This is a genomic window from Streptomyces antibioticus (genome assembly GCF_002019855.1).
GTDB classification, from domain to species: Bacteria; Actinomycetota; Actinomycetes; order Streptomycetales; family Streptomycetaceae; genus Streptomyces; species Streptomyces antibioticus_B.
This window is the reverse complement of record NZ_CM007717.1, coordinates 916,868-943,055: the sequence shown is the minus strand read 5'-3', so window position 1 is coordinate 943,055 and position 26,188 is coordinate 916,868. Positions and strand designations below refer to the sequence as shown.

Annotated in this window: 24 protein-coding genes; 13 read left to right on the top strand and 11 right to left on the bottom strand. The window is 73.3% G+C overall.

The window, feature by feature from the left end:
* Positions 1-235: 235 nt before the first annotated feature.
* On the bottom strand, positions 236-1,591 hold the full coding sequence (locus AFM16_RS04175) for a dipeptidase (protein WP_078632463.1): 1,356 nt from the start codon (positions 1,589-1,591) through the stop codon (positions 236-238).
* Between the two features lie 202 nt (positions 1,592-1,793).
* Between AFM16_RS04175 and AFM16_RS04170 the strand changes: the two genes are divergently transcribed.
* A complete protein-coding gene (locus tag AFM16_RS04170; RefSeq protein WP_030787012.1) occupies positions 1,794-3,071 on the top strand; it encodes a geranylgeranyl reductase family protein in 1,278 nt (425 codons plus the stop codon).
* Between the two features lie 24 nt (positions 3,072-3,095).
* On the opposite strand, the gene AFM16_RS04165 is transcribed toward AFM16_RS04170, so the two are convergent.
* The gene (locus AFM16_RS04165) at positions 3,096-3,548 is read right to left on the bottom strand and encodes a nitroreductase family deazaflavin-dependent oxidoreductase (protein WP_030787015.1); all 453 of its coding nucleotides are present in this window, start codon (positions 3,546-3,548) and stop codon (positions 3,096-3,098) included.
* Between the two features lie 150 nt (positions 3,549-3,698).
* Between AFM16_RS04165 and AFM16_RS04160 the strand changes: the two genes are divergently transcribed.
* The 3 genes from AFM16_RS04160 to AFM16_RS04150 all read left to right on the top strand — a co-directional run bounded on the left by AFM16_RS04160 (position 3,699) and on the right by AFM16_RS04150 (position 6,434).
* The gene (locus tag AFM16_RS04160; protein ID WP_078632461.1) at positions 3,699-4,457 is read left to right on the top strand and encodes a TetR/AcrR family transcriptional regulator; all 759 of its coding nucleotides are present in this window, start codon (positions 3,699-3,701) and stop codon (positions 4,455-4,457) included.
* 88 nt (positions 4,458-4,545) lie between these two features.
* A complete protein-coding gene (locus AFM16_RS04155; RefSeq protein WP_107419017.1) occupies positions 4,546-5,772 on the top strand; it encodes a sensor histidine kinase in 1,227 nt (408 codons plus the stop codon).
* Positions 5,769-6,434, top strand: a complete 666-nt coding sequence (locus AFM16_RS04150; protein WP_078632458.1) for a response regulator transcription factor — start codon at positions 5,769-5,771, stop codon at positions 6,432-6,434. The genes AFM16_RS04155 and AFM16_RS04150 overlap by 4 nt, the downstream gene beginning before the upstream one ends.
* Here AFM16_RS04150 and AFM16_RS04145 read toward each other — a convergent pair.
* The 3 genes from AFM16_RS04145 to AFM16_RS04135 all read right to left on the bottom strand — a co-directional run bounded on the left by AFM16_RS04145 (position 6,395) and on the right by AFM16_RS04135 (position 9,727).
* Positions 6,395-6,688 carry a DUF6332 family protein gene (locus tag AFM16_RS04145; RefSeq protein ID WP_078632457.1) on the bottom strand — a complete coding sequence of 98 codons (294 nt, stop codon included), beginning with the start codon at positions 6,686-6,688 and terminating at the stop codon, positions 6,395-6,397. The genes AFM16_RS04150 and AFM16_RS04145 overlap by 40 nt on opposite strands.
* A 59-nt stretch (positions 6,689-6,747) precedes the next feature.
* Positions 6,748-8,049: a HEAT repeat domain-containing protein gene (locus AFM16_RS04140; RefSeq protein ID WP_078632456.1), complete on the bottom strand. Its 1,302-nt coding sequence runs from the start codon at positions 8,047-8,049 to the stop codon at positions 6,748-6,750.
* Between the two features lie 175 nt (positions 8,050-8,224).
* Positions 8,225-9,727 carry an MFS transporter gene (locus tag AFM16_RS04135; protein ID WP_078632455.1) on the bottom strand — a complete coding sequence of 501 codons (1,503 nt, stop codon included), beginning with the start codon at positions 9,725-9,727 and terminating at the stop codon, positions 8,225-8,227.
* Between the two features lie 86 nt (positions 9,728-9,813).
* Here AFM16_RS04135 and AFM16_RS04130 point away from each other — a divergent pair, with 86 nt between their 5' ends.
* Positions 9,814-10,248, top strand: coding sequence for a MarR family winged helix-turn-helix transcriptional regulator (locus tag AFM16_RS04130; protein ID WP_078632454.1), 435 nt, complete (start codon positions 9,814-9,816; stop codon positions 10,246-10,248).
* Between the two features lie 60 nt (positions 10,249-10,308).
* On the opposite strand, the gene AFM16_RS04125 is transcribed toward AFM16_RS04130, so the two are convergent.
* The gene (locus AFM16_RS04125; RefSeq protein ID WP_370628010.1) at positions 10,309-11,469 is read right to left on the bottom strand and encodes an MFS transporter; all 1,161 of its coding nucleotides are present in this window, start codon (positions 11,467-11,469) and stop codon (positions 10,309-10,311) included.
* A 274-nt stretch (positions 11,470-11,743) separates the two neighbouring features.
* Here AFM16_RS04125 and htpG point away from each other — a divergent pair, with 274 nt between their 5' ends.
* The 4 genes from htpG (at position 11,744) to AFM16_RS04105 (ending at position 17,893) form a co-directional block, all read left to right on the top strand.
* Positions 11,744-13,654 (top strand): molecular chaperone HtpG, encoded by a 1,911-nt coding sequence (gene htpG / locus AFM16_RS04120; protein WP_078632440.1) that lies wholly within the window; start codon positions 11,744-11,746, stop codon positions 13,652-13,654.
* Between the two features lie 191 nt (positions 13,655-13,845).
* Positions 13,846-16,062, top strand: coding sequence for an MFS transporter (locus AFM16_RS04115; RefSeq protein WP_078632438.1), 2,217 nt, complete (start codon positions 13,846-13,848; stop codon positions 16,060-16,062).
* 98 nt (positions 16,063-16,160) lie between these two features.
* A complete protein-coding gene (locus tag AFM16_RS04110; RefSeq protein ID WP_078632436.1) occupies positions 16,161-17,036 on the top strand; it encodes an SIS domain-containing protein in 876 nt (291 codons plus the stop codon).
* A gap of 20 nt (positions 17,037-17,056) precedes the next feature.
* Positions 17,057-17,893 (top strand): class II fructose-bisphosphate aldolase, encoded by an 837-nt coding sequence (locus tag AFM16_RS04105; protein WP_078632434.1) that lies wholly within the window; start codon positions 17,057-17,059, stop codon positions 17,891-17,893.
* Here the strand turns inward: AFM16_RS04105 and AFM16_RS04100 are convergent.
* Positions 17,880-19,040, bottom strand: a complete 1,161-nt coding sequence (locus AFM16_RS04100) for a methyltransferase (protein ID WP_078636826.1) — start codon at positions 19,038-19,040, stop codon at positions 17,880-17,882. The genes AFM16_RS04105 and AFM16_RS04100 overlap by 14 nt on opposite strands.
* A gap of 155 nt (positions 19,041-19,195) precedes the next feature.
* Here AFM16_RS04100 and AFM16_RS04095 point away from each other — a divergent pair, with 155 nt between their 5' ends.
* The 3 genes from AFM16_RS04095 to AFM16_RS04085 all read left to right on the top strand — a co-directional run bounded on the left by AFM16_RS04095 (position 19,196) and on the right by AFM16_RS04085 (position 22,070).
* The gene (locus AFM16_RS04095) at positions 19,196-20,440 is read left to right on the top strand and encodes an ROK family protein (protein WP_030787056.1); all 1,245 of its coding nucleotides are present in this window, start codon (positions 19,196-19,198) and stop codon (positions 20,438-20,440) included.
* Positions 20,441-20,465: 25 nt separating this feature from the next.
* Positions 20,466-21,350 carry an NAD(P)-dependent oxidoreductase gene (locus tag AFM16_RS04090; RefSeq protein WP_078632432.1) on the top strand — a complete coding sequence of 295 codons (885 nt, stop codon included), beginning with the start codon at positions 20,466-20,468 and terminating at the stop codon, positions 21,348-21,350.
* 426 nt (positions 21,351-21,776) lie between these two features.
* On the top strand, positions 21,777-22,070 hold the full coding sequence (locus AFM16_RS04085) for an SHOCT domain-containing protein (RefSeq protein WP_078632430.1): 294 nt from the start codon (positions 21,777-21,779) through the stop codon (positions 22,068-22,070).
* Between the two features lie 63 nt (positions 22,071-22,133).
* On the opposite strand, the gene AFM16_RS04080 is transcribed toward AFM16_RS04085, so the two are convergent.
* The gene (locus tag AFM16_RS04080) at positions 22,134-22,670 is read right to left on the bottom strand and encodes an ATP-binding protein (protein WP_179123249.1); all 537 of its coding nucleotides are present in this window, start codon (positions 22,668-22,670) and stop codon (positions 22,134-22,136) included.
* Between the two features lie 208 nt (positions 22,671-22,878).
* Positions 22,879-23,199, bottom strand: coding sequence for a hypothetical protein (locus AFM16_RS04075; protein WP_030787065.1), 321 nt, complete (start codon positions 23,197-23,199; stop codon positions 22,879-22,881).
* 387 nt (positions 23,200-23,586) lie between these two features.
* Here AFM16_RS04075 and cds1 point away from each other — a divergent pair, with 387 nt between their 5' ends.
* Positions 23,587-24,711 carry an L-cysteine desulfhydrase Cds1 gene (cds1, locus tag AFM16_RS04070; protein ID WP_078632429.1) on the top strand — a complete coding sequence of 375 codons (1,125 nt, stop codon included), beginning with the start codon at positions 23,587-23,589 and terminating at the stop codon, positions 24,709-24,711.
* Between the two features lie 34 nt (positions 24,712-24,745).
* Here cds1 and AFM16_RS04065 read toward each other — a convergent pair whose 3' ends face one another.
* Entirely contained in the window at positions 24,746-25,222 is a 477-nt protein-coding gene (locus AFM16_RS04065; RefSeq protein WP_078632428.1) for an SRPBCC family protein, read from the bottom strand.
* A 62-nt stretch (positions 25,223-25,284) separates the two neighbouring features.
* Positions 25,285-26,115 carry a DeoR/GlpR family DNA-binding transcription regulator gene (locus tag AFM16_RS04060; RefSeq protein WP_078632427.1) on the bottom strand — a complete coding sequence of 277 codons (831 nt, stop codon included), beginning with the start codon at positions 26,113-26,115 and terminating at the stop codon, positions 25,285-25,287.
* Positions 26,116-26,188 lie beyond the last annotated feature (73 nt).

Here is a 26,188-nt window from a genome sequence, read left to right as displayed (position 1 = left end):
CCCACCTGCCGCACGTCGCGTCCATGCCCCGTCGGGTCCGCCGGGGCCCGGCCGTCCGCTCGGCGCAGCCCGAAGGGGCGCGGGCCGGGGCCGTGGTCGCCCGGTGCGCCCTGCCCGCCATGCATCCACCGCGCGTGCGCGCACGACCCGGGCCACCGGCTCGGCGCCGTTCAGGAGCGGTGTGCTGCCGCCAGGGCTCAGGTGACCCCCGGCGGCGGCCGCAGCCCCGACCCCCTCAGCTCCCCGCGTAGTTCCGCAGGAACAGTGCCTCCGCCACCGACAGGCGTTCCAGTTCCTCCGGGGAGACGCTTTCGTCCACCGCGTGGATCTGGGCCTCCGGCTCGCTCAGGCCGATGAGGAGGATCTCCGCGTTCGGATAGAGGGCGGCGAGGGTGTTGCAGAGGGGGATGGAGCCGCCCTGGCCGGCGTACTGCATCTCCTGGCCGGGGTAGGCCACCGCCATCGCGTCGGACATCGCCGCGTACGCCGGGCTGGTGGTGTCGGCGCTGAAGGGCTGGCCCTGGCCGATCTGTTCGGTGCTCACGCGCGCGCCCCACGGAATGTGGGCCTCCAGGTGGGCCTGGAGCAGCTTCGTCGCCTCGGCCGCGTCCTGGCCCGGCGGCACCCGCAGGCTGATCAGCGCGCGGGCGCTCGCCTGCACCGACGGGGTGGCGCCGACGACCGGCGGGCAGTCGATGCCGAGGACGGTGACGGCGGGCCGCGCCCAGATGCGGTCGGCGACCGTGCCGGAGCCGATCAGCTCCACGCCGTCCAGCACCTTGGCGTCCTGGCGGAACTGCTGCTCGTCGTACTGGAGTCCGTCCCAGCGGGCGTCGTCGGTGAGGCCGTCCACGGTCGTCGAGCCGTCCTCGGCGCGCAGCGAGTCCAGGACGCGGATCAGCGCGCCCAGCGCGTCGGGCGCGGCACCGCCGAACTGGCCGGAGTGCAGATTGCCCGCCAGAGTGTCGACGCTCACCCGCAGCATGGTCATGCCGCGCAGGGTGGAGGTGACGGTGGGCAGACCGACCCGGAAGTTGCCCGCGTCGCCGATGACGACGGCATCGGCGGCGAGCAGCTCGGGGTGTGCCTCGGCGTACCGCTCCAGACCGCCGGTGCCCTGCTCCTCCGAGCCCTCCACGATCACCTTGACGTGGACCGGGACGCCGCCGTTCGCCTTGAGGGCGCGCAGCGCGAGCAGGTGCATGATGACGCCGCCCTTGCAGTCGGCGCTGCCCCGCCCGTACCAGCGTCCGTCGCGCTCGGTCAGCTCGAAGGGCGGGGTCGTCCAGGCCGCGTCGTCCAGCGGGGGCTGCACGTCGTAGTGGGCGTAGAGGAGTACGGTCTTCGCGCCCTCGGGTCCGGGGAGGTGGCCGTAGACCGACTGGGTGCCGTCCGGCGTGTCGAGGACGGCGAGATCCTGGAAGCCCTCGGCGCGCAGCGCGTCCACGATCCACGCGGCCGCCGCCTCGCTCTCGCTCCTCGGGAACTGGTCGAAGTCCGCCACCGAGGAGAAGGCCACCAGTTCGGTGAGCTCCGCCTTCGCCCTGGGCATCAGCGAGGCGACGGTCTCGGCGACCGGATTCGACGACATGGGCACGCTCCTTGTGGGTGCGACGTTGTACGGGGTGACACGGGTCCGTTCGGGGGACCGTGCGAGCGTACGCGGTGCCGGGATGGGGTCGCGCACGCCGCCGATCCTGCCACAGCGGACCGTCATCGGACCGCGACGATCTCCGCCGTAGGATGCGGGGGACAGGTGCGGCAGGCGGCTTGATCGGGAGCAGTAGACCATCGTGAGCAGCGAGAACTCTTCGGCGGACGACGTGCGGCAGGTGTGGGACGTCGTCGTGGTGGGCGCGGGACCCGCGGGGGCCTCGGCCGCCTACGCGGCGGCGGTCGCGGGGCGGCGCGTCCTGTTGCTGGAGAAGGCGGAGCTGCCCCGCTACAAGACGTGCGGCGGCGGCATCATCGGTCCTTCCCGTGACGCGCTCCCGCCCGGCTTCGAACTCCCCTTCCGTGACCGGGTGCACGCGGTGACCTTCTCGAACAACGGGCGCTTCACCCGCACCCGCCGCTCCCGGCACATGCTGTTCGGGCTGATCAACCGGCCCGAGTTCGACCAGCAGCTCGTGGAGCACGCCCAGAAGGCGGGCGCCGAACTGCGGACGGGCGCCACCGTCGCGCGCGTGGAGCAGCACGGCTCGGCGGTGCCGGACCGGCGCACGGTCGCGGTCGTCCTCCAGGGCGGCGAGACCGTGCTGGCACGCGCCGTGGTCGGCGCGGACGGCAGCGCCAGCCGCATAGGAGCCCATGTCGGCGTGAAGCTCGACCAGGTGGACCTCGGCCTGGAGGCGGAGATCCCGGTGCCCGACACCGTCGCGGAGGACTGGAAGGGGCGCGTCCTCATCGACTGGGGCCCGATGCCCGGCAGTTACGGCTGGGTGTTCCCCAAGGGCGACACCCTGACGGTCGGGGTGATCTCCGCGCGCGGCGAGGGCGCCGCCACCAAGCGCTATCTGGAGGACTTCATCGGCCGGCTGGGCCTCGCCGGTTTCGAACCGAGCATCTCCTCCGGCCATCTGACGCGCTGCCGTGCCGACGACTCCCCGCTCTCCCGGGGCCGGGTGCTGGTCTGTGGTGACGCGGCGGGTCTGCTGGAGCCGTGGACCCGCGAAGGCATCTCCTTCGCCCTGCGCTCGGGCCGGCTGGCCGGCGAATGGGCGGTGCGCGTCTCCGAGGCGCACGACGCGGTGGACACCCGCCGCCAGGCGCTGAACTACGCGTTCGCCGTGAAGGCGGGCCTCGGCGTGGAGATGGCCGTCGGCAAGCGGATGCTGGCGATCTTCGAGCGCCGCCCCGGCCTCTTCCACGCGGCGCTCACCGGCGTCCGCCCGGCCTGGCGGGCGTTCGCCGACATCACGCGCGGGCGCACCACCCTGGGCGAACTGGTCCGCGCGCACCCGATGGCCCAGCGCGCGCTGAACGCGATGGACCGGCGCGAGGCGACGCCGTCGGCCGACGCGGAGGCCCCGGAGGCGGCCGCTTCCGACGGCGAGAAGGACGACGTCTGAGCGGTTCCTCGACGAGGCGCGGGCTCAGCCCTCGACCGTGATCCGGAACACCGGATGGTCGGGGGCCGCCGCCACGATCTCCTCGTCCGTGGACTTGGCCGTGACGCCCTGGAAGTACTGGTTGACCTCCCAGCCCCATTTCTCCAGGTAGGTCCGCAGGATCGGGAGCTTCTCCGCGTCGGGCAGCTCCACCGCGGTGAAGGTGCGCACCTTGCGCCCGACCCGCAGCTCCCCGCCGCCCGCGGCCCGCATGTTGCGCACCCACTGTGAGTGCCCGCGGGCCGAGACCAGGTACCGCGCGCCCTCGTAGGTGTGCGGGTTGACCGGAATGCGCTGCATCCGGCCGCTCTTGCGGCCCTTGACGGACATCTCCGCCGAGCCCGCGAGGCTCAGCCCGTGCCGGGCGAGCCAGCCGATCACGCTGTTCAGCCGGACGTTGAGCGGGCTGCCCTTGAGGTAGTAAGGCGACGACGACATGACGACCCCCGGTCGATTTCGGAGAGCGGTGCTCTCGGTTCCCTTCGAGTCTGCCCCAGACCCGTACGTCATTGCAAGAGCAGTGCTCTCTTTTCGGTTCACCGCTCTCGAACATGTGCACCGCTCTCGTTTCCGTGGAAGACTGCCCCCATGAGCCGCACCGCCCAGGGGGCCCGCGCCCGCGCCAGGATCGAAGTCACGGCCGCCATCAAGGAGGAGGCCCGCCGACAGCTCGCCGACGAGGGCGCCGCCAAGCTGTCGCTGCGCGCCGTCGCCCGTGAACTGGGCATGGTCTCCTCCGCGCTCTACCGCTACTTCCCCAGCCGCGACGACCTGCTGACCGCGCTGATCATCGACGCCTACGACTCCCTCGGCGAGCGCGCGGAGACCGCCCACGCGGCCGTCGTCGCGGGGGCCGGGGCGGGCACCGGGGCGGACGCTGCCGAACCAGCCGCACCCGCCGGGCCGGTCGAGCGCTGGGTGGCCGTCTGCGAGGCGGTCCGCGGCTGGGCGCTGGCCCATCCGCACGAGTACGCGCTCATCTACGGCTCGCCCGTGCCGGGCTACCACGCCCCCGAGTCGACCGTCCCCGCCGCGGCCCGGGTCGGCCTCCTCCTCATCGGGATCGTCCGGGACGCGCATCAGGGCCCCGGCCTCGCCGAGCTGCCGCTGCCGGCCGAACTGCGCGCCGAGGCCGAGCGGATCGCCGCCGACCTGGCCCCCGACCTGCCGCCCGCCGCGGCCGCCGCCCTGGTCGCCGCCTGGGCCGAGCTGTACGGACTGGTCGGCTTCGAGCTGTTCGGCCAGTTCCACCGGGTGGTCGAGGACCGCGAGCCCTTCTTCCGCCACGCCGTGACCCGGCTCGCCCTCGGCGTCGGGCTGCGGCCGCCCCAGGACGATCCTCACTAGTCCCCTGCTGCGTACGACAGCGGGAGTACGGCCGGTCACCCCGTCCGGCGGACGTCCGGCCCGGCCGGTGGCGTCTAGCGTGGCGCCCATGGACGAACAACAGGAGCGCAGGGGCGGCGGCCGCCCCCGACGGTGGCCGCGCCCCTGGGCGGACGACTGGGCTGACGACGAGCCCCGCACCGCGCCCTGGCCCTGGCGCTCCACCCTGCTGCTGACCGTCCTCGTGCTGGCCGGCTCCACCGTCGCGGCCCACGCCCAGCAGGGCGAGCGTGCCGCGCTCGACCCCTTCGCGCGCGTGCTGCTCGTTGTCGCCTGCGGTCTGCTGCTGTGGCGCCGCCGCCATCCGGTGGCGGTCGTGTTCAGTACGGCGGTCACGGCCGCGGTCTACCTGGGCGCCGGATACCCGTACGGGCCGGTGTTCCTCACGGTGGCCGTGGCCTGCTTCGCCGCCGTCGTCGCCGGGCACCGCCGCGCCGCGTGGACGGCGCTCGGCATCCTGTGTGCCGTCCATCTGCTCGTCGCGCACTGGCTGTACCGGTGGCTGCCGCCGGCCGGGGACGCGCCCGCCTCCTTCGCGCAGGAGATCGTCGTCACCGGCTGGGTGGTGGCGATCGTGGCGGTCGCGGAGCTGGCCCGGGCCCGGCGCGAGCAGTGGGCCAGGGACCGTGCCGAGCGCGCGCAGGCGGCCCGGCGGCGCGCCGACGAGGAACGGCTGCGGATCGCCAGGGAACTGCACGACGTCCTCGCGCACAGCCTCGCCGTCATCAACGTGCAGGCCGGTGTGGGCCTCGCCCTCCTGGACTCCGACCCGGACCAGGCCCGCACCGCCCTCACCACCATCAAGTCCGCCAGCAAGGAGGCGCTCGGCGAGGTCCGCCAGGTGCTCGACACCCTCCGCGCGCCCGGCGCCGCGCCGCGCGCCCCCGCACCCGGCCTGGACCGGCTGCCCGAGCTGGTGGAACAGGCGGCGCGGGCCGGGCTCACCGTCGAGGTGCTGGGAGAGCGGCCCCGGCTGTCGCCCGGCACCGACCTCGCCGCGTTCCGGATCGTCCAGGAGGCCCTGACCAACGTCGTCCGCCACTCCGGTTCCCGGCACGCGCGCGTGCACCTGGAGCGTGCGGGCACGGTGGTACGGCTGCGCGTCGACGACGACGGTCCGGCGACCGGCGCGGACGCGGGCGGCAGCGGCAACGGGCTGGCCGGGATGCGGGAGCGGGCCGCCGCGCTGGGTGGCACCATCGAGGCGGGACCGCGCCCCGACGGCGGCTTCCGGGTGCTCGCCGAACTCCCGGCGGAGAAGAGGGAGGACCGGTGATCCGCGTTCTGCTGGCCGACGACCAGTCGCTCGTCCGGGCGGGCTTCCGGGCGCTGCTCGACGCGCAGTCCGACATCGAGGTGGCCGGGGAGGCCGCCGACGGCGACGAGGCGGTGCGCCTGGTGCGGGCCCTGCGGCCGGACGTCGTCCTGATGGACATCCGGATGCCCGTGCTCGACGGGCTCGCCGCCACCCGCCGGATCACCGACGACGAGACGCTCGCCGAGGTGAGGGTGGTCATGCTCACCACCTTCGAACTCGACGAGTACGTCTTCGAGGCGATCCGCTCCGGTGCCTCGGGCTTCCTGGTGAAGGACACCGAACCCGACGAACTCCTGCGCGCCGTAAGGGCGGTGGTGGCCGGGGACGCGCTGCTGTCGCCCGGCGTGACGCGCCGGCTCATCGCGGAGTTCGCCGCCCGCTCCAAAGAGCCCGCCGCGGCGACTGAGTTGAACCGGCTGACCGAACGGGAGCGGGAGGTGATGGCGCTGGTCGGCATCGGCCTGTCCAACGAGGAGATCGCCCGCCGCCTGGTCGTCAGCCCGCTCACCGCCAAGACCCACGTCAGCCGCACCATGGTGAAGCTGGGCGCCCGCGACCGGGCTCAACTGGTCGTCCTCGCCTACGAGTCGGGGCTCGTCCGGCCGGGCTGGCTGGGCTGAGGAGGGCCCTGCCGGAAAGCGACGAGCACGCCGACCGCCCGGACCACGAACACCACCGGCGCGAGCACGAGTCCCGCCCGCGTCAGGAACGTCTCGACCGGGTGAGGCAGTTCGAGGAGCAGCGCCGGTCCGGCCAGCGCCCCGAAGGCCACCACCGCCACGAACGCCGCGCTGCACAGCGCGTACCCGATCTCCACAGTGATCGCGTCCCGCTCGGCCTGCGCACGGCGCGCCTGATACCCGTCCCCGCCCATAGACCCGAGTCTCACAGCCCTGCGACCGAGGCGGCAACCGCCCCTGCCCGAGCCCCGGTTCAGCGCAGGTCCGCGAGGATCGCCCGACGGGTGTCGAGGGCGGCGGCGAGGAGACGTTCGTCGATGCGCGTCTCGCCGTCGCGGGTGGAGTCGTTGACGGGGATGCGAGTGCGCCGGTCGATCAACGCCGTCACGGCCGGCAGCGCGGGCCGGGCGTCGCGGCCCATCCGGGCCAGACCCGCGAGATAGTAGGTGCCGATCGCGTAGTCCGCCAAGTGCGGTGTCATGAGGGCCAAGAGCTGGGGCAGCGCGGCCGGACCGGCGTGCCGCAGCCACAGCGGGGCGCACTCCGCCTGCGCCCGGCCGGGGCGGTGGAAGGTGAGGTTGTAGAGCTGGGCCGCCTGCCGGAAGGACAGCGGACCGGCGTCCAGCAGCGCGCCGAAGATGTCGCCTGCCCGCCGCAGCCGGACGATCCCCACCGGCTTTGCGGCGAGCAACAGCGCGGCGGACGCGGCCGTCAGCGGTGCGGGCGCGGTCATGGCGACCGGTGGTGGCGGGTACGGCAGTTCGGCGAGCAGGCTCCGATGCGTGCGCCGCGCGGCTTCGGAGAGCAGGGCGGTGGCGACGGCCTTGTCGAGGACCGAGGTGGTCTCGGTCTCCTGGCTCTGGTGGCGGACGAGCAGCGGCAGCAGTGCGACCGGCGCGGCCCGCCAGATGTGGCACGCCTCGCGGGCGAGTTCGGCGCCCACGCCCCGGGTGCCGGGGGCCGTGAGAAGGCGGGCGGCGATGTCGTACGCGTGCTGTTCGCGCGCCAGTTGGTGGAGGGCACCGGCCCAGAGGCGTCCGGCGTCCTCCAGATGGAATGCCGCCTCTTCGGCGTCCGCCAAGAGCGCCGCGTCCAGCGCGCGCCACCGCGCGGGCGGGGCCGTGCGCAGGAGGTGCAGCCGGGCGAGAAAACGGACCGACGCGAGGCGATCGTCCCCGAGGCGGGCGACGGCGGGGCCGAGCGAGGCGGCCAGGAGGGTGCGTACGACGGGATCGGGGACTGCGGCGAGGGCGGCGCGTACCTGGTCGGGTCGGCCGAAATGGCCGACGAGCCGCGCGGCCCGGTGCCGTACCCCCGCGTCCGGGTCGTCGAGCCGGGTCAGGGCGGCGTCGACCGCCCGCGTCCCCGCCAGGATATGCAGGAGGTCCAGGGCCGCGCGGCGGACGTGCGGGGCCTCGGCGTGCGCGAGGTGGAGCAGTCGCGTGGCTACGGGACCGGCGGGGTCGCCGTGTACGGCGGTGAAGAGGGCGCTGCGGGACGGGTGGCCGGGTGTCGTGGCGGAGCCGTCGGCCACGGCCTCGTCCGGCCAGGTCATCGGGTGGGGCGCAAGACGCCCTTCCGCACGGGGGAATCGATCACGCCGTCGATCATCCCACAGGGCGTGGCGGCGGGGGAGGGCCGGGACGTGACGGGGCCGCCCGTGCGCGGGGTGCGCGGCGGGCGGCCTGCGGAGGTGAGTGGGGCCCGGTCCGAACGGCCGGTGGTGCGTCCTAGTCGCGGATCGCCACCGGCTCCGCCTCTGTTGCCGAACTAGCTTCCGGCACTGGGGACTTGGCCACGACGACCGAGGTCCGTCCGTGCCGGGTGCGCAGCCCGGTGAGGGTGACCAGGAAGCCCGCCGCGGCGACGGCCGTCACGACCGCGAGGCCAGGACGGTAGCTGTCGAGGACGGCCTGCGGGGTGGGGTCGTCCGGGGCGCCCGCGGTCACCACGGCCGTCACCACGGCGAGGAAGATCGCCCCGCCCACCTGCACGGAGGTGTTGAGCAGTCCCGAGACCATGCCCTGCTCGTGGTCGGGGACGCCGTTGGTGGCCTGGATGTTGAGCGAGGGGAAGACCAGCGCGCAGGCCGCGCCGATCAGCAGCATGCTGGGCAGGATCACCGCCGCGTAGACCGGGTCGAGGTCGACCCGCAGGAACAGCGCGTATCCGACGACCATCAGGGCGAAGCCCGCCACGATCAGCCGGGGCGTGCCGAACCGGTCCACGATCGCGCCCACCTTGGTCGAGGAGACCGCCACCAGCGCGCCGGCCGGCAGGAACGCGAGGGCCGTGTGCAGGGCCGACCAGCCCAGCAGCGACTGCATGTAGAGCGTCGCGAGGAATTGGAAACCGACGTATGAACCGAAGAAGGCCATCGCGCCGAGCTGGGCGCGGACCTGGCTGCCGGAGCGCAGCACACCGAGCCGGATCAGCGGTCCGGGGGAGCGGCGTTCGACCATGACGAAGGCGGTCAGCAGGACGGCGACGGCGAGGAACGACAGCAGCGTACGGGCGGAGGCCCAGCCGGCCTCCGGGGCCTGGACGACGCTGAAGACCAGCAGCAGCATCGACGCGGTGCCGAGGACGGCGCCGGGGACGTCGTAGCCGTTGTGGTCGCGTTCGCGCTCACTGCGCGGCAGCAGCTTGAGGCCGGCCAGCAGGGCGAGCAGCGCGATCGGCGCCGGGAGCAGCATGGTCAGCCGCCAACTGGCCTCGGTCAGCAGGCCGGAGAGGACCAGGCCCATCGAGAAGCCGGTCGCGGCGCAGGTGGTGTAGATGGAGAGGGCGCGGTTGCGCAGCGGGCCCTCCGGGAACGTCGTCGTGATGATCGACAGACCGGCCGGGGCGGTGAAGGCCGCGCTCAGGCCCTTGATGAAGCGGCTGGCGATCAGCAGCGGACCGGAGTCCACGAGACCGCCGAGCAGCGAGGCCAGCGCGAAGACGCCGAGGGCGACCAGGAAGACCTGGCGGCGTCCCAGCAGGTCGGCCGCGCGGCCGCCGAGGAGCAACAGGCCGCCGTAGCCCAGGATGTAGCCGCTGACGATCCATTGCAGGGTCGAGGTGGACAGGCCGAGGTCGGAGCCGATCGACGGCAGGGCGACGCCGACCATCGACACGTCCAGCGCGTCCAGGAACATCGCGGCACAGAGCACCAGCAGGGTGCCCCACAGCCGGGAGGTCCAGCGCACCGCCGAGGAGGGCGACGCGGAGTTGGGGAGCGGAGAGGTCATGCCCGAGAGATTACATGCGCATGCATCGAATGCAAGCGCATTTAATTCCAGTGCAATAAAATGAATTCTCTGCTACGGTGCGGGCCATGACGGCGAAGAAGTCCGGGGCGGGGCAGCCCGTTGAGGCCGATCAGGGGCTCGTGGAGCAGTGGCGGGACATGCTCGCGCTGCATGCGCGCACCCACTGCGAACTCGACCGGGCTCTGGGGCGACACGGCCTGTGCGCCAGCGACTTCGAGGTCCTCGACGTGCTCGCGGAGAGCGGTGTGCCCGGCGCCGTGTGCAGCTACCGCGTCCAGGAGATCGCCGAGCGGGTCCACCTCAGCCAGAGCGCGCTGTCCCGGCTGATCGCCCGGCTGGAGAAGGACGGTCTCGTGGAGCGCGGGATGTGCGCCGAGGACCGCAGGGGCGTCCGGGTGGCGCTCACCGGGAAGGGGCGCGCGCTGCACGGCGACGTCCTGCCCGTGCAGCGCGCGGTGCTGACGCGCATGCTCGCCGGCCCGGGGGTCGGCGCCGGCTGACTGATGGTAGCCGTGCGGGGCTGACCGGCCCACCAGTCGCCCCGCACATCGGACCGCCAGTCAGTTCACGCGACGTGTGCCGAGGCCGATGAGCGCCGCCAGGCCCGCCAGGACGGCCACGCTGGTCAGGGCGGCGGACAGGGAGAACCACTCGGCCATGAAACCGATCGCCGGCGGCCCGAGCAGCATGCCGCTGTAGCCCAGGGTGGACGCGACGGCCACGCCGCTGGGCCCGGCCAGGGTGCCCGCGCGTTCGACGGCCACCGGGAAGAGATTGGCCAGCCCGAGCCCGGTGATCAGATACCCCAGCAGCGCCGCCCACAGCGCCGGAGCCAGGGAGCCGAGCAGCATCCCGGACGCCGCGACCGAGCCGCCGATCACCACCGTACGGGTGTGGCCGAACCGTTCCAGCAGCGTCGTGCCGGTGAGGCGGCCGATGGTCATGGCGAGCGCGAAACACGAGTAACCGATCGCCGCGGCACCGGCCGACGACCCCAGGTCCTGCTGGAGATGGAGCGCGCCCCAGTCGGCGAGGGCGCCCTCGCCGTAGGCCGTGCACAGGGCGATGAGGCCGAAGACGATCACGAGCCGGCGGGTGTGGGGGTTCAGCGATTCCGGGGTTCGGGTGCCCGGTGATTCCGGGGCGTGGTCGTCCGGCGGCCGGGGCGGCGCCTGCCGCAGCAGGGTGGGACCCGCCAGGGCCGTCACCAGCAGGGCGATGACGCCGAGCCCGAGCAGATGGCGCGTGGGGGACAGGGAACCCGCGACCAGTGCGCCCAGCCCGGCGCCGATCATGCCGCCCAGGCTGAACGCCGCGTGGAAGGTCGGCATGATCGGTCTGCGCAGCGCGCGGACCAGGTCGACGGCGGCGCTGTTGAACGCCACGTTGATCCCGCCGTAGGCGCTGCCGAAGACGAACAGCGCGGCGCCGAGCGCGGGTACCGAGTGGGTCAGCGGAGGCAGGGTGACGCTCAGCGCGAGCAGGACCGCGCAGGCCACGGTGACCGGATGGCTGCCGTAGCGGCGGCAGAGGCGGCCGGTCAGCGTCATCGTGACGACCGCGCCCGCGGACACCCCGAGGAGCGCGAGACCCAGGTCGCCGGCCGAGGCGCCGGTCTGCTCCTTGATCGCGGGGATGCGGACCACCCAGCCGGCGAAGACGAAGCCGTCCAGGGCGAAGAAGGCGGTCAGGGCGATGCGGAGGCGGGTGAGGTCGGTCATGGGGCCCGGCACGGCGTTGTGCGATCGGGTTTTGTTTATTTGCGGCACAAACTCAGGCTAGGTCGGAGAACGGGCGAGGACAAGGTGGGGGAGCGTGCTCGGTCGGTCACACGACCGTCATCCGGCCGGTCGCACGGGCCGTCGCACGGGTGATCGAAGGTCCGTGCGACTCGGGTCGCCGGCCTCGAACAGGCTTCAGGGCTGCCTGACTTGGTGTTTTAGAGTGGGCCGACCAGTCCTGGAGACACCAGAACCCGTGAGGTGCACGCGAACCATGCCGACTGAAACGTTTGAGTTCCAGGTAGAGGCCCGTCAACTCCTCCAGTTGATGATCCACTCGGTCTACTCGAACAAGGACGTCTTCCTGCGCGAGCTCGTCTCCAACGCGTCCGACGCGCTGGACAAGCTGCGCCTGGCCGCGCTGAAGGACGACCTCCCCGGCGCAGACGTCTCCGACCTGCACATCGAGATCGAGACCGACGACGAGGCCCGTACCCTCACCGTGCGGGACAACGGCATCGGGATGTCGTACGACGAGGTGGGCCGGCTGATCGGCACCATCGCCAACTCCGGCACCGCCCAGTTCGCCAAGGAACTGCGCGAGGCGCAGGACGAGGGCGGGGCCGAGGGGCTCATCGGCCAGTTCGGCGTCGGCTTCTACTCCGGCTTCATGGTCGCCGACGAGATGACCCTGGTGACCCGGCACGCCGGGGAGGGCCACGGCACCCGCTGGTCGTCGCGCGGGGAGGGCACGTACACGCTGGAGACGGTGGAGGACGCGCCGCAGGGCACCTCGGTCACCCTGCACCTCAAGCCGGCGGACTCCGACGACCAGCTCCACGACTACACCTCCGCCTGGACGATCAAGGACATCGTCAAGCGGTACTCCGACTTCATCACCTGGCCGATCCGGCTGCTGCCCAAGAAGACGGCGGACGGGACCGAAGGGGCCGACGAGGCCGAGCCCGAGACGCTGAACTCGATGAAGGCGCTGTGGGCCCGCTCGCGCGAGGAGGTGTCCGACGACGAGTACCACGAGCTGTACAAGCACATCAGCCACGACTGGCGCGAGCCGCTGGAGACGATCCGGCTCCAGGCGGAGGGCACCTTCGAGTACCAGGCGCTGCTGTTCGTGCCCTCGCACGCCCCGCACGACCTCTACACCCAGGGCTACAAGCGCGGTGTGCAGCTCTATGTGAAGCGCGTCTTCATCATGGACGACTGCGAGGCGCTGCTGCCGCCCTATCTGCGCTTCGTCAAGGGCGTGGTCGACGCGGCGGACCTCTCGCTGAACGTCTCCCGCGAGATCCTCCAGCAGGACCGTCACATCCGGATGATGCAGCGCCGGCTGACCAAGAAGATCCTGTCCACGGTCAAGGACATGATGACCTCGGCACCGGACCGGTACGCCACGTTCTGGCGGGAGTTCGGCTCCGTCCTGAAGGAGGGGCTGCTCTCCGACACGGACAACCGGGACGCCCTCCTCGCCGTCGCGTCGTTCGCCAGCACGCACGCCGACGGCGAGCCCACCACCCTGGCGGGCTATGTGGAGCGGATGAAGGACGGCCAGGAGGACATCTACTACCTGACCGGCGAGACCCGCGAGAGCATCGAGAACTCCCCGCACATGGAGGCGTTCCGCGCCAAGGGCATCGAGGTCCTGCTGCTCACCGACCCCGTCGACGAGGTGTGGGTCGACGTGGTGGGCGAGTTCGACGGCAAGCGCCTGCGTTCCGTCGCCAAGGGCGAGGTCGACCTCGGCACCGAGGACGACACCCGGGCCGACGAGGAGCGCGAGAAGCAGGGCGAGGAGTACGCCGCCCTGCTCGGCTGGATGAAGGAGCAACTCGGCGCGGACATCAAGGAGGTGCGCCTCTCCTCCCGCCTCACCGTCTCCCCGGCGTGCATCGTCTCGGACGCCGACGACCTCACCCCGGCGCTGGAGAACATGTACCGCGCGATGGGGCAGGAGGTGCCCGCCGCCCAGCGGATCCTGGAGCTGAACCCCGGGCATCTGCTGGTCAAGGGCCTGAACCAGGCGTACCGGGAGCGCGAGGACCGGACCGGACTCGCCGAGACCGCCGAGCTGTTGCACGGTCTTGCGGTGCTCGCCGAGGGCGGCCGGCCCAAGGAGCCCGGACGGTTCGTGAAGCTGGTCGCGGACCATCTGGAGCGCTCGCTCTGACACCGTGACGGGGACCGACGAGGACTGACGGGGACTGACGGGGACTGACGGGAACCGGGCAGGGGCGCCTCCTCCTGCCCGGGATCTTCACCTGCCGCACACCGCATGTGCTGATTGGTTGAGTTCTTCAACTAGCCCTACGATGCTGCGCAGTTGTGCCGATCCGTATCCGCCATCACGGAGGCCCCACCATGCCCCATGCCCCAGCGCGGCCCGCTCCGCCCGTCGCCGCGCCGGCCTTCGCAGGGATCACGCTGACCTTCGCCGGGATCGTGGTCTCGCTCACCCAGACCCTGGTCGTCCCGGTCGTCCCCGAACTGCCGGGACTGCTGGGCACCTCCGCCTCGGGCGCTGCCTGGGCGGTCACCGTCACCCTGGTCGCCGCCGCCGTCGCCACCCCGCTCCTGGGCCGACTCGGCGCCCTGTACGGCAGGCGCCGCACGCTGCTCGCCGCCCTCGCCCTGCTGATCGCCGGATCGGTCACCGCCGCGCTCGGCGACACTCTCGCCCCGCTCCTTGTCGGACGGGCCCTCCAGGGCCTCGCGTTCGGCGTGGTCCCGCTCGGTATCGGCATCCTGCGTGACCAACTCCCCGACGAGCGAAGGGACTTGGCGTTCGCGTTCATGAGCGCCTCCCTCGGGGCGGGCGGTGCGCTCGGGCTGGCCGTCGGCGCGCTCGGCACGGACCGCTTCGATCCGCACGCCCTGTTCTGGACGTCCGCCGCGCTCGGTGCCGTCGCCGCGGTGCTCGTCCTGGTGGCCGTACCGGAGTCGACCTCGCGCAACGGCGGCCGTTTCGACCTCGCCGGGGCGCTGGGTCTGACGACCGGCTCGGGCTGTCTGCTGCTGGGCATCTCCCAGGGTGCCGACCGGAGTTGGACCGACCCCGTCCCGCTCGGGCTGCTCGCCGTCGCGCTGGTCGTCCTGCCGCTGTGGGGACTCCTCGAACTCCGGGTCCGGGAACCGCTGGTGGATCTGCGCGCCGGTGCCCGTCGGCCGGTGCTGCTGACCAGCCTCGCTTCTCTGGCCGGCGGGTTCTCTCTGTTCGCGATGGTGTCGGTCGGCCGGTCCCCCGCGGTGGCCGGGCCGGCGATGGGCCTGGCCGTGATGGCGGCGGCCGCGTCGTCCGTCCCGCTGTCCAAGGCGAAGGGGCCCAAGGCGACGCTGATGGTCGGTGCCGTGATCGTGGCCGCCGGACACGGGCTCGGGGCGGGGGTCGTCGCGATGGACGCCGTGTGGGAAGTGGTGCTGGTGTCCTGTGCCGTCGGCGCCGGCATCGGCCTTGCCTTCGGTGCGATACCCGCGCTGATCACGGGTTCGGTGGCTCCTGCCAGGACGTCCGCCGCGCACGGCCTCGACCTCTCCATGCGGTTCGTCGGTGGGGTGGCGGCGAGCGCGGTCGCCGGGGTGGTCCTGGACCGGACGGTGCTCATGGGGGCGGGAGCCGGTGCGGCGCTGCTCGCGTTCGTCCTCGCGGCGTTCCTCCCGGGACGGCGCACTGCCGCCGCCGCTTCCGCCGCCCCCGTGAGGGAGCCGGACATCGGGGCCGCCGTGGCCGTACCCCTCGCCCGCGCCGTGGCCGAACTCATCGCGGCCGTACCGGGGTTGGCCCCCGGCGGACCTGCCGACGGGTGTCTCGCTCGCGGACGTGTCCTGGCCGCGGAGCAGGTGCCGGTGGGCGGCGCCGCCGTCACGCTGCTCTCGCCCGGCGGTCGCCAAGTGGCCCGCACGAACGCCGGGGCCGACGGCACCTACGCCGTGCCGGTGCCGGGGGAGGGCACCTATGTGCTCATCGTCTCCGCCGACGGCCATCAGCCGCAGGCGGTCACCGTCGTCGTCGGCGCCGAACCGGTGACGTACGACGTGCTCCTGAGCGGCATCACCGGGCTGGCCGGTGTGGTGCGGTCCTCGAACGGCGGGCCGGTCGACGGGGCGACGGTCGTCGTCACCGATGTCCGTGGGGACGTGCAGGTCACCGTGCGCACCGACGGCGCGGGGGAGTTCTCCTTCGCCGAACTGGTCCCCGGGCCGGTGACGCTCGTGGTCAGCTCGCCCAAGCACCGGCCGCTGGCCCTGCCCGTCGAGATCGGCGCGACCGGGATCACCCGGGTCGATCTCGAACTGCGGCCGGGTGTCCAGGTGCGGGGCACGGTCCGGGGCGCGGGCGTGCCGCTGGGCGAGGCGCGCGTGACGCTCACGGACGCGGTCGGCAACGTTGTCGCCACCGCCACGACCGGGCCCGACGGGACGTACGCCTTCGCGGACCTCGACGAGGGGCGGTACACGGTCGTCGCCACCGGCTACCCGCCCCGCGCGACGGTGCTCGACCTCGGCGGTCGGGGCGCGGGCGCAGGCACGGGCGGGGCTGTGGACGCCCCTGACATCGACCTCGCCCACGACACCGAGTAGCGCCATTGTGCAGCTCGCATGCTTGAAGTTGTTCGAAAGATGCCTCTATCGTGCATCAACAAGCACCTCCGGAAGGTGACTCCCGAAGGGGATGGGGCATGACGTACGTCGAGGACGAACTGACCGGCCAGCCCGAGTGCTGGACCCGCGCCGCCGCCGAAGCGGGCCGGTACGGCGCGGAGTTGCCGGCGCCGGGGGAGCGGGTCGCCGTCGTCGGCTGCGGCACCTCCTACTTCATGGCCCAGGCGTTCGCCGCCCTGCGCGAGGACGCGGGCCACGGCGAGACCGACGCCTTCCCCGCCTCCGCCTTCCCCCACGGGCGCGCCTACGACCGGGTCGTCGCCCTCACCCGCTCGGGCACCACCACCGAGGTGCTCGACCTGCTCGCCCGGTTGCGCGGACACACCCCGACGACCGCGCTCACCGCCGACCCGGACACCCCGGTCATGGCGGTCGCCGACCACGTCGTGGTGCTCGCCTACGCCGACGAACGCTCCGTCGTGCAGACCCGGTTCGCGACCACCGCGCTCACCTTGCTCCGCGCCCACCTCGGGCTGCACACCTGCTCGGTGGTCACCGACGCCCGCACCGCGCTCGCCGAGCCGCTGCCCCAAGGGCTCCTGGACAGCACGCAGTTCACCTTCCTCGGGCACGGCTGGACGGTCGGTCTCGCCAACGAGGCGGCGCTGAAGATGCGCGAAGCCGCCCTGGCCTGGACCGAGTCGTACCCCGCGATGGAGTACCGGCACGGTCCCGTCAGCATCAGCACCACCGGCACCGCCACCTGGATGTTCGGCCGGGCGCCCGAAGGTCTGGCCGAACAGGTGCGGGCCACCGGCGCGTTGTGGATCCCCGCCGCGCTGGACCCGCTCGCCGAACTGGTCCGCGCCCAGCGGCTGGCCGTGTCGCTGGCCGCCGCCCGCGGTCTCGACCCGGACCGGCCCCGCCATCTCACCCGCTCGGTGATCCTCTGACCGGTCCACCAGGAGCTGCCGTGCCCCTCACCACCACCGGCGAACTGGTCACCCGCGCCCGCGCGGCCCGGACCGCCGTCGCCGCCTTCAACATCATCACGCTGGAGCACGTCGAGGCCGTCGTCACCGGCGCCGAGGCCGCCCGGGTGCCCGTCGTCCTCCAAGTCAGCGAGAACGCCGTCAAGTTCCGCGGCGGACGCCTGCTGCCGCTGGCCCGCGCCGCGGCCGCCGCCGCCGAACATTCCGCCGTACCGGTCGCGTTGCACCTCGACCACGTCCAGGACGACGCGCTATTGCACCAGGCCGCCGACGCCGGGTTCAGCTCCGTGATGTACGACGCCTCCCGGCTGCCGTACGACGAGAACCTCGCCGCGACCCGCGCCGCCGTCGACCGGGCACATGCCCAAGGGCTCTGGATCGAGGCCGAGTTGGGAGAGATCGGCGGCAAGGGCGCGCACGCGCCCGGCGCCCGCACCGACCCCGCCGAGGCGTGGGCGTTCGTCGCGGACTCGGGCGTCGACGCGCTGGCCGTGGCCGTCGGCAGCGTCCACGCCATGACCACCCGTACGGCCACCCTCGATCACGCCCTGCTCGGACGCCTCGCCGCCGCCCTCGACATACCGCTCGTCCTGCACGGCTCCTCAGGCGTCCCGGACGACGAGCTGACCGCCGCCGTCACCGGCGGCATCACCAAGGTCAACATCGGCACCGCCCTCAACCAGGCCATGACCGCCGCGATCCGGGACCATCTCACCGCCCACCCCGAGGCCGTCGACTCCCGCACCTATCTGAGCGCGGCCCGCGAGGCGATGGCCCGGACCGTGGAACGCCTCGCCCGGCTGCTCAGCCCTTCCTGACGGACCTCAGCACCACGAACTTCGGGTCCCCGGCGACCACTTCGCAGTTCCCGAACAGCCGCTTCAGCTTCACGTGGTAGCCGAGATGCCGGTTCCCCACGACCCACAGCTCGCCGCCCGGCCGCAGCACCCGCCGCGCCCCCGTGAACATCCGCCACGCCGTCGCGTCGGTCGTCGCCTGGTGGGAGTGGAACGGCGGGTTGTTCAGCACGAGGTCCGCACTGTCGTCCGGCACCCCCTCCAGACCGTCCCCGACCCTGAACTCGGCATGCCCCGGTGCCTCGTTGATCCGGTAGGTCGCCTCCGCCGAGGCCACCGCCTGGAACGACTCGTCGGTGAAGAGCACCTCGGCCTCCGGGGCGGCCAGCGCCACCGCCGTACCGACGATCCCGTTGCCGCAGCCCAGATCGACCACCCGCCGGGCACCGCCGGGCGGCGGCAGATGCCGGAGGAAGAACCGGGTGCCGATGTCGAGCCGGTCCGCGCAGAACACCCCGGCGTTGTTCACCACCGGACGGCCGGCGAGCCCGCCGAGATCGGCCGGCAGGTCGTAGACGTACGGCCACGGGGTCTGCGGGCGGGGCAGCGACGGATCGGGCGTGCAGAGGATCAGCCGGGCCTTCTGCTCGGCGAGGGAGGTCCGGGTCGGGCCCAGGATCCGCTCGAACAGCCGCAGCGTCGAGGTGTGGATCTCCTTCACCATGCCGGTGCCGACCACGACCGTCCCCGCGTGCACGGCGGGTGCCAGCCGCAGCAACTGGTCCTCCAGCAGGGCGAGGCTCTTCGGCACCCGCACCAGCAGCACGTCGATGCGCTCGGGCACCGGGTCCTGGGTGGTCAGCAGCCGGACGGCACCGGGCTCCACGCCGGCCCGCGCCAGGTTCGCCCGGGTCGCCTCCTGCCCCAGCCAGGAGTCGGTGATCTGCGTCAGCGAGGAGCCGGCACTCCGGTCCGGCCCGTGCGCCGCGAGCGCCGTCACCAGCGCCCCCCACCGGTCCCCGAGCACCACGACCGCGCCGGTCTGCGGAACGTCCTGCTCCGCGAGGTGCCGGAGCAGATAGGCGTCGGAGGCGTCCCAGGCACGCAGCCGGTCGCGCGGATCCACGGGATGGCGGGTCAGCGCGACCTCGCCCCATGGCGTCGTCATGCGGTCGTCGCCCCGCGGCATCGTCATACGGTCGTTCATCGTGGGGCAAGGCTAGCCGAGCCGCAGCTCAGCCCCCGCGGGGCGGGACCGGCGTGAGGACGGCAAGCGCCTTCCCCGGCGTCGGCGCGGGAGCGGATCATGGGAGACTCGCCCTCATGAGCGGTAAGGCGGACCCCCGGCCGGCGGGGGAAGGGACCACCTCGAGGGCACGGTTGGACCGGGGGCGCGGTGCGCTCGGACCCGCGCTGGAGCTGGTGCACACCGGACGGGCGCCCACCCGCGCGGTGCTCACCGCCGAACTCGGCGTCACCCGCGCGACGGCCGGCGCGGTCGCCGCCGAACTGGAGGCGCTCGGCCTGATCCGGGTCGACGCCCGGCCCGGCGCCGCCGCCGGCTCCCAGGGCCGCCCCTCGCACCGGCTGGAGGTCGCCGAGGACGGTCCGGTCGCCCTGGCCGCCCAGGTGCACTCCGACGGGTTCCGGGCCGCGCTGGTCGGCCTCGGCGGGCGGATCGTCGCCACCACCCCGAGCTGCGAGGCCGTCGACGCCGACCCGGCGAAGGTGCTGGGCGCCGCCGTCGAGGCGGGCGCCGAGCTGCTGCGCCGCACCGGGCGCCGGTGCGTGGGCGCCGGGCTCGCCGTACCGTCCGCCGTCGCCGAACCCGAGGGCCTCGCCCTCAACCCCCTCCACCTCGACTGGCCGGTGGGCGCGCCGGTGCGGGAGATCTTCGCCGCGTGCGTCCGGGACGCCGGGATCACCGGGCCCGCGTTCGCGGGCAACGACGTCAACCTCGCCGCCCTCGCCGAACACCGGCACGGCGCCGGACGCGGCGCCCGCGACCTGCTGTGCGTGGCCACGGGACACCGGGGCGTCGGCGGCGCGCTCGTCCTCGACGGCCGTCTGCACACCGGCAGTTCGGGCCTCGCCCTGGAGGTCGGCCACCTCACCGTCAACCCCGAGGGCCGCCCCTGCCACTGCGGCAGCCGGGGCTGCCTCGACGTCGAGGCCGACCCGCTCGCCCTCCTCACCACCGCCGGACGCGACCCCGGCCCCGAGGGCTCCCTGCTCCAGCAGGCCAACGACCTGATCCGCGACGAGTACGGCGACCCCGTCGTCCGCACGGCCGCCGAGGCCCTCATCGACCGGCTCGGGCTCGGTCTGGCGGGGCTGGTGAACATCCTCAACCCCGACCGGATCATCCTCGGCGGACTGCACCGCACCCTCCTGGACGCCGACCCCGACCGGCTGCGCGCCGTCGTCGCCGACCGCAGCCTGTGGGGCCGTAGCGGCGGAGTCCCCATCCTCGCCTGCTCCCTCGACCACAACAGCCTCGCCGGGGCGGCCGAGTTGGCCTGGCAGCCGGTGCTCGACGACCCGCTGGCGGCGCTCGCCGAGGTCTGAACGGCGGCCGCAGTAGGTTGGCGTCATGACCGACACGATCACCGTGAGCGTCCTGGGCACCGGCATCATGGGCGCCGCCATGGCCCGCAACCTCGCCCGCGCCGGACACACCGTCCGCGCCTGGAACCGCACCCGCGCCAAGGCCGAACCGCTCGCCGCGGACGGCGTCGCGGTCGTCGCCACGCCCGCCGACGCGGTGCGCGACGCGGACGTGGTCCTGACCATGCTGTACGACGGCCCCGCCGCCCTGGAGGTCATGCGCGAGGCCGCGCCCGCATTGCGCAGGGGTGCCGTCTGGGCGCAGTCCACGACCGCCGGCGTCGAGGCGATCGCGGACCTGGCCGACTTCGCCGCCGAGCACGGACTGGTGTTCTTCGACGCGCCGGTGTTGGGCACCCGCGGGCCCGCCGAGGACGGCCTGCTGACGGTCCTGGCGGCCGGCCCGCCCGCGCACCGGGACGCGGTGGCGCCCGTGTTCGACGCGATCGGCGCCCGCACGGTGTGGACCGGCGAGGACGGCCGCGAGGGCAGTGCGACCCGGCTGAAGCTGGTGGCCAACAGTTGGGTCCTCGCGGCCACCGCCGCGGCCGGCGAGGTGCTCGCGCTGTCCCAGGCCCTCGGCGTCGACCCGGAGGCGTTCTTCGGGCTGATCGCCGGCGGCCCGCTGGACATGGGCTATCTGCGCGCCAAGACCGGGCTGGTGCTCGACGAGCGGCTGTCGCCCGCCCAGTTCGCCGTCACGACGGCCGCCAAGGACGCCCGGCTGATCGTCGAGGCGGGCCGCGACCACGGCGTCCGCCTCGACGTCGCGTCCGCGACCGCCGACCGCCTGGAGAGAGCGGCCGCACAGGGCCACGGCGACGAGGACATGGCCGCCGCGTATTTCGCAAGCTTCACCGACCCCGCCTGAGACGCGGGTCCCAGCACCCGGCTCCCCCCGGGAGGCACCCGCACGGCCACCGGCCGCGGGCCGACCGGAGCCTCCGAGGTGGGCCGCGACCACGGCGGCCGTCTGGACGCGGTGGCCGGGGCCGCCGGCCGTCGGGAGCGGGCGGTCGCCCCAGGACCCGGCTGCTCCCCGGGAGGTACCCACTGTCCGTGGGCCGACCGGGCCGCTTCCGCGAGAGTCCGTCGAGGTGGGCCGGGGCCACGGCGTCCGTCTCGGCGTGGTGGCCGGGGCCACCGGCCGTCCGGAGCGGGCGGTCGTCTCAAGACTCGGCTACTCCCCGGGAGGTACCCGTACTGCCGCCGGGCGTAGGACGACCCGGACCCGCTCCGTGAGAGACCGTCGAGGCAGCAAGGACGACCTCACGACCTCACCGAGGAGTTGACCGAGATGAACACCCTGGCGAACTGGGACGGCGGCGGTCCCGGACCGTGGATCCTGTTCCTCCCGCTGATCTGGGCGGCCGTCGTCGTCGGCGTCGTCACGCTGCTGCGCCGCACGGTGTGGCGCGGCCGGCGCGGCCCGTGGCGGGCGGCGGACCCGCGACCCACCGGTGACTCGCCCCTCGCCGTCCTCGGCCGGCGCTTCGCGTCCGGCGAGATCGACGAGGACGAGTACTGGCGCCGGCTGTCCGTCCTGGACGAGCAGTTCGGCCGGACGGCCGGGGGGAGCGGTACGGCGTGACGACCGCGCGCCCTGCCACCGTCCCGCCCTGCCACCGTCCCGCCCGGTCACCGTCCCGCCCGGTCAGCCCACAGGGGCCGAGTGGGCGGGCGCGGGCGCGGGGGCGTGCACGTCCACGGAGACGACCTCCGGGAACCGGGCCGCGACCTGCTCCAGGGGCGTACGGCGCGGCGGACGCGCCACCCGCTCCGGCGGGGAGATCGCGGCGGGCAGCGTGAACCAGACGACCTTGCCGGACTCGCCGTCCGGCCGCGCGCCCCAGCTCTCGCTCACCGCGGCCACCATGGCGAGCCCGCGCCCGCAGGTGGCCAGCGCCTCCTCGTCCACGGCTCCCACCACGGGGAGCCGCGGATCGTGGTCCCGCACGGAGACCGTGAGCCGGTCGAGGAGCAGCTCCATCTCCACGACGCACAGCTTGTCGGGCTGGGCGTGCCGGTGGACGTTGGTCAACAGCTCCGTGACCCCGAGCGCCGCCCGGTCTATCAACGGATCCAGATGCCAGTAGCGCAACTGCGCCGATACGATTCTGCGGACCTGGCCGATCCGCGACGGCAGGGCATGGAGCTCCACCGCGCAGTGCCTGCTTGGGTTGCTGATCACGGCTGCGACTCCCCGACTGAGGTCCGGAAGAACACGGAGTTCGGATCGGAACGAGCAGAGCTGCTGCGCAACGCGGCCGCCTGCTGTCATGGCCGGCGGGCTGGTTCGCAGCGTTATCGCCGGTAAACCCAGAGTGACGTGAGAACAGCGTGACGCAGGGGATGCCGCGGCGCAACTCGCGCCGCGTCGGAGCGGGCCTCACGCCGCCTCACCGACGGCCCGCGGCCCTCCGCACGGCCTCGATGAAACGGCTCGCCGCAGGGGGTCCGGGCTCGCCCGGAGCCGGGTCGTGGTCACCCAGCGTGAGCAGATACCGGTTGCCGTTGAGGTCCGCGAGTGCCCGGTCCTCCGGGGCGAACCAGGGCCGGGAGGCGCGGACCGCCTGCACCGGCGCGCTGTCGATCTCACTGCCGTAGCTGGTGAGCAGCTCCACCCTGCCGTCGTTGATCCGCACCTGCCCGGCCCGGGTGAGCGAGCGCAGCCGCTTCCCGATCCGCACGCCCGTCGCCGTGAACTCCGGCTCCGCCATGCCTGTCCGCCCCCTTTCGCGCGATGGTGCGCCCTTCCGGGGCGGCACCGCGTGGGTCCCCCGCGCAGGCCCTTTCGCCCGGTCCGGGAGTTTCGCCCCGCGCGGTGCAGTCTGCCCCCGCCGGGCGTCGAGCACCAGTACACATGACGGCCGACCCCGTCCCGGGGGAGCACGCGTGTGAATGCGCCCCCCACGCACCTCCCCCGCACCCCGCCCGCAGCCGCCACGCGCCCCCGGCTCCGGTCGGCCGGGCGCCTCGCTCCCCAGCCTCCCTTTGAGGCTCCCAAATATGTGTTTATGCAGGTGAGAAGCGGTGCCGAAGGTGCCTATGATCGAGGTGCCGACCGTGCGACACGCCGTTCGCGCGCTGTGCGAAGGAGCCCCGCCGTGACCACCCCCCGCACCACCCGGACCGGTGCCACCCTCGACGTCGACCACAGCGACGCCGACTACCGCGACTGGCTGAAAGAGGCCGTCCGCAGGGTGCAGGCCGACGCCAACCGCTCGGCCGACACCCACCTGCTGCGCTTCCCCCTCCCGGACGCGTGGGGCATCGACCTGTACCTCAAGGACGAGTCGACCCATCCGACCGGCAGCCTCAAGCACCGCCTGGCCCGCTCCCTCTTCCTCTACGGCCTCTGCAACGGCTGGATCCGCCCCGACCGCCCGGTGATCGAGGCGTCCAGCGGCTCGACGGCCGTCTCCGAGGCGTACTTCGCCAAGCTGATCGGCGTGCCCTTCATCGCCGTCATGCCGCGCACCACGAGCCCCGAGAAGATCCGGCTCATCGAATTCCACGGCGGACGCTGCCACTTCGTCGACGACTCCCGCACCATGTACGAGGAGTCCGCCCGGCTCGCCGCGGACACCGGCGGTCACTACATGGACCAGTTCACCTATGCCGAGCGGGCCACGGACTGGCGCGGCAACAACAACATCGCGGAGTCCATCTTCCGCCAGTTGGAGCGGGAGCGGTTCCCGGAGCCCGCCTGGATCGTCGCCACGGCCGGCACCGGCGGCACCTCGGCGACCCTCGCGCGCTACGTCCACTACACCCAGCGCGACACCCGCATCTGTGTCGCCGACCCCGAGAACTCCTGTTTCTTCGAGGGCTGGACCACCGGCGCCCCGGACGTCACCTGCGACTGCGGCTCCCGTATCGAGGGCATCGGACGGCCCCGCATGGAGCCCAGCTTCGTGCCGGGCGCCGTGGACCGGATGATGAAGGTCCCCGACGCGGCCAGTGTCGCCGCCGTCCGCGCGCTGGAAGGGGCCATCGGCCGCAAGGCGGGCGGCTCGACCGGCACCGGGCTGTGGAGCGCCCTCAAGATCGTCGCCGAGATGGTCGCCGACGGCCGCCGGGGCAGTGTCGTCACCCTGCTGTGCGACCCCGGGGACCGCTACCTCGACAAGTACTACTCCGACGCCTGGCTGGCCGAACAGGGCCTGGACATCGGCCCGTACAGCGAGGCCATCGACTCCCTGCTGGCGACGGGCGTCTGGCCCGAATAGCAGCGACCGTCACGGCACGGTGGTGACGCGACCGTCACGGCACAGCGGTCAGCCGCCGGTCCAGTTTCGCCACCGCGCCCCGGAAGGAGCGTCCGAGGCCGGGCCCGGCCAGCCGCAGCCCGGCGCGGAACACCGCCGGGCCGTCCGCCGCGAACGTCCACCGCACCCGGGTCCCGGCACCGGCCGGCGTGAGCCGCCACTCCTCCACCAGGGCCCGGATCGCGGGCGCGTTGGTGACGTCCACCCGGTAGGCGTACAGCTCGTTCTCCTCGGCGGCGAGCACCGTCTCCTGGAAGCGGGTACCGCCCCGCAGCCGTACGTCTCTGCCCGTCCCGCCGTCCAGCGGCCGCGCGGAGGTCACCGCGGGGAACCACGCGGCCCAGCCGGGGACGTCGTGCGCGAGCGCCCGGAACACCCGCTCCGGGGAGGCGGACACCTCACGGGTGAACACCAGCCGTACGGGAGCGGTCCCGGCGAAGTCGAGCCCTTCGGGACGCAGTCGGCGAGCCATGCGCACAACCTCCTCGTGCCCAGGTGGGGGAGAACGGGTGCGCCACCCTAACCGCCGGTCCGTCAGATGTCTGCACCCTCATCGGGCTGGCCCGCCACCACCAGCCGGCGCAGATGCTCGCCGATCTCCGCGCGCGCCGCGCCCGGCAGCCCGGCGTCCGTCACCAGCGTGTCGACCTGCTCCAGCTCGGCGAACGAACTCAGGCCCACCACACCCCACTTGGTGTGGTCGGCGACCACCACGACGCGGCGCGCCGACCGCACGAGACGGCGATTGGTCTCCGCCTCCGCCAGGTTGGGCGTCGACAGGCCCGCCTCGGCGGATATCCCGTGCACCCCGAGGAACAGCAGGTCGAAGTGGAGCGCCTTGATCGCCTGGTCGGCGACCGGCCCGACCAGCGAGTCGGACGGCGTGCGCACCCCGCCGGTCAGCACCACCGTGGCCGCGCCCTGCCGGGGGCCCGAGGTGCGCTGCGCGACATGGAAGACGTCCGCCACCCGCACCGAGTTGGTCACCACGGTCAGATCCGGTACGTCCACCAGCCGGTGCGCCAGCGCGAAGGTCGTCGTACCGCCGGACAGGGCGATCGCGCTGCCCGGCGCGACCAGTTCGGCGGCGGCCCGCGCGATGTCCTCCTTGGCGGTCAGCTCCAGACCGGACTTCGCCTCGAACCCCGGCTCGTGGGTGCTGGCCTCCACGACCGGCACCGCGCCGCCGTGCACCTTCTCCAGCACACCCTGACGGGCCAGCGCGTCGAGATCGCGGCGCACCGTCATGTCCGACACGCCCAGCTTGCGGGTCAGCTCGTTGACCCGGACGCCGCCCCGGCGCCGCACCTCGTCCAGGATCAGGGCGCGGCGCTGCTCCGCGAGGAGGTTCTGATTCTCGCTCACGTACGCTCCGGTCCTTTCCTCACACGTCCGACGGGCCCGCCCGTCCGCGGCGGCGACGGTGTTCTGCCTGGCC